The following is a 3,284-nucleotide window of genomic DNA, read 5'->3' as shown; positions in this document are numbered from 1 at the left end:
GGAGAGAATACGAAAGATAAAGAGCTTTTTCTTTTTGAAGTTAAGATGGATACGGATGTAGGATCAGTTTCATTCATCCATGAAGCAAAACTTGTGAAAGATAAAGAGTCTTGGAAAATAGATTGGACACCAGACTTCATTTTTCCAGGAATGAAAAAAGATTACAAAGTACGTATGCAAATAGAGCAAGGAAAACGCGGAGAAATATATGATCGAAATGGAAAAGGGCTTGCAACGAATGGTAAAGCGACTGAGGTTGGAATTATTCCAGAGAAACTAGGCGAGACAGCAGCGCAAACGAAAGAAATAGTAGCACAATTACTTGATATGTCTATAGAAGAGGTCGAACAAAAGCTCACAGCGAAATGGATAAAACCAGACTCCTTTGTACCAATTGGCATTTTAAAAGAGGGAACCAGACAGAATGATTATATTGAATTAGAAGGAGTTTCATCTCACCCAGTAAATATTCGTACGTATCCATTAGGTGAAGCAGCGGCACACTTAACTGGATACATAGGAAAGGTGAATGCGGAGGAGTTAAAATCACTTCAAAAACAAGGTTATCAAGCAGATGATTTAGTAGGTAAGACCGGTTTAGAGAAAGTGTTAGAAAATAAATTGCGTGGTGAAAAGGGTGGACGCGTATTTATAGAAGATGAGAAGGGGAAAGAGATTAAAAACGTAGCAAAAAAAGAAGCAAAAGAAGGAGAAAATGTTACGTTAACAATTGATGCTGCAATTCAAGAAAAAATCTTTAATGAGATGAAAACTGAAGCAGGGTCTAGTGCAGCGGTCAATCCTAAAACGGGTGAAACAATCGCACTTGTAAGTAGCCCTGCTTATAATCCAAATATAATAGTTAGAGGAGCATCGAAAGCCCAACGAGAAGCATGGAGTAACGACTCGAAACTACCAATGACGAATCGCTTTACACAAGCATTTGTACCAGGTTCCGTATTTAAAACGATCACAGGTGCAATTGGTTTGGAAACAAACACAATAAATCCGAAGGAAGAATTTAAAATTCAAGGATTGAAGTGGACAAAAGATTCGTCTTGGGGAAATTACTATGTAACGCGTGTAAAGGATGCAAGTCCAATTGATTTTGATAAGGCAATGAAGTACTCTGATAATATTTATTTTGCTCAACAAGCTTTGAAAATGGGAAAAGATCAGTATGTAAATGAATTTAAAAAGTACGGATTTCATGAAAAATTACCAATCGAATACGAACTTCCTATTTCAATCATTGCAAAAGATGGGATAAAAAACGATATTCAACTAGCAGACACGGGCTATGGACAAGGACAAGTATTAATGACACCACTTCATTTAGCATTAACATATGCACCGATTGTGAATGAAGGGAATATTCCGTCGCCACATCTTTTAAAAGAAGCAAAAGTAGCAGGGAATTGGAAAGAAAATGTGGTTTCTAAAAAGAATCAAGAGATATTAAAGAGCGCATTAATTAAAGTCATTAATGACCCTGATGGCGCAGGGAGAATTGCACAGGTTGATGGTGTGACGCTTGCTGGTAAAACTGGTACAGCAGAACTGAAAGAGTCGAAAGAAGCAGACGGAAAAGAACTGGGATGGTTCGCAGCTTTCGATGCAAATGCGCCAGACATGATTGTTACAATGATGATTGAAGATGTAAAAGGAAGAGGAGGAAGTAACGTTCCAGGTGAAAAAATAAAACATGTATTTCAGAAATAATACTTAATTATAAGGTGAATTTTTCACTAAATTTATTACATGTTTGCTTAACTCAAAGATATAGATTGGGGGAAATATAGAACAATTAAATTTCAAAAAAGCATTCTTTCTAATCGAGAATGCTTTTTTGCTGTCATTTTAGAAAAGTTGACATTGTTAATGGTAAATAGAAGGGAATAGCAAATTGAAATGGACAAGTAGAGTGTTACGTTAAATTCAAAAAATAGATTATTGTGAGTGGATTTTTATCATTGTATGCTTTACTTGTTTTTTAGTAGTATTATTCTGCCTGAAAAAAGATAAACAATGGAACAAATGAAACTTGTATTTTGTCTATATATTGAAACCATAATAAAAAAGTGAGGGCAGTTTTATGTTTATTCAAATAAGTTTGAGGTGTGGAAATGGAACAGACGTTTATTGAAAAGTGTAATCATGATGAGCTGGACTATGTTATAAAAGACTATTGGCAAGATGTATGGAATTATTCATTTATTATTACGAAAGATCCACACTTATCAGATGATATCACGCAAGATGTATTTATAAAGGTGTTTAAAAATTGGAATTCATTTCGAAAGGAGTCATCTATTAAAACGTGGATTTTAAAAATCACAAGAAATACGGCAATAAACTATTTGAAATCCTCCTATTTTAAAAGGATATCTTTAATAGGATTTTTTAGTGACGATAAGCAATCCTTGTCAGCAGAACAAGAATTTTTTAAGCAAGAAGAAATGAATGATGTGTGGAAGGTGGTATTAGAACTACCTAAAAAGCACCGTGAAATAATTATATTGGATGCAAAATATGAATTATCTTATGAAGAAATGGCTGAAACATTAGGAGTATCCATTGGAACTGTAAAATCGAGATTAAGTAGAGCGAGAAGTAAGGTTTCAAAATTAATAGGGGAGGGTAGTAGTGATGAACAATAAACAAAATCCTGACTGGTATAGAAAAATAAAAAAAGGCCCAATGGAGAATCGTAAAGATGAAGAAGAATTTATTTCTAAAATAAAGCAGTCTATATATGAAAATAATGAAGTGGATTTTGAAAAACATAAAAGACCATTTCGTAAAAAAGCATTACCTATTGTAGTTGTTTTGGTTTGTACAATGTTATTTTTCATTGTTCAACAACCTTGGCTTGATGATAATAAATCACCGGTACAAAGTAGTACTCAAATTAAGCCTAAAACAAAAGATGAGTCTGCTCAAGATCCATCATTAAAACAATTTATGAATGAACTATATCAAAGTACGAACTCAAAAAATGAAAATAACTTGTACAAAGCGTTAAATGATGAAGTTCTATTTAAAGGAAAGAGTTATAGGAAGGATGAACTGAAGTTTGATGAAGATATCTTTCATGAGTTGCAAGTCGCCCTTACAATGGGAGGAGAGTTTGCAAAAGATACAAAGCAAGTATATAAAGTACCAAGTGGATTGACAGAAAGTAACCAACCAAACCAAGCGCATTTTATATATGCAACTGTTACTGGAAATAAAACGAAAATTTTAGCTGAACCAAAGCGAGAATCACAAGTTTTATATGAAGT

The 3,284-nt window shown here is 33.7% G+C and carries 3 protein-coding genes; all 3 read left to right on the top strand.

The annotated features are described in order from the left end of the window. The coding region (locus ACQGS6_RS25195) for a penicillin-binding transpeptidase domain-containing protein (RefSeq protein ID WP_426965781.1) at window positions 1-1,722 on the top strand (1,722 nt) is incomplete at its 5' end. Between the two features lie 404 nt (window positions 1,723-2,126). Next, window positions 2,127-2,660, top strand: coding sequence for an RNA polymerase sigma factor (locus ACQGS6_RS25190; RefSeq protein ID WP_000438327.1), 534 nt, complete (start codon window positions 2,127-2,129; stop codon window positions 2,658-2,660). Continuing rightward, on the top strand, window positions 2,650-3,284 hold a 635-nt coding region (locus ACQGS6_RS25185), incomplete at its 3' end, for an SH3 domain-containing protein (RefSeq protein WP_426965780.1). The genes ACQGS6_RS25190 and ACQGS6_RS25185, both read left to right, overlap by 11 nt.

It is taken from the genome of Bacillus sp. GMs2/2, from assembly GCF_050172095.1.
Lineage (GTDB): Bacteria > Bacillota > Bacilli > Bacillales > Bacillaceae_G > Bacillus_A > Bacillus_A cereus.
The sequence above is the reverse complement of the archived record's forward strand: the minus strand, read 5'-3'. Positions and strand labels throughout refer to the sequence as shown.

Bases quoted from the DNA above. Each gene is read 5' to 3' on its own strand.
- ACQGS6_RS25190 (WP_000438327.1), top strand. From the start codon at position 2,127: ATGGAACAGACGTTTATTGAAAAGTGTAATCATGATGAGCTGGACTAT.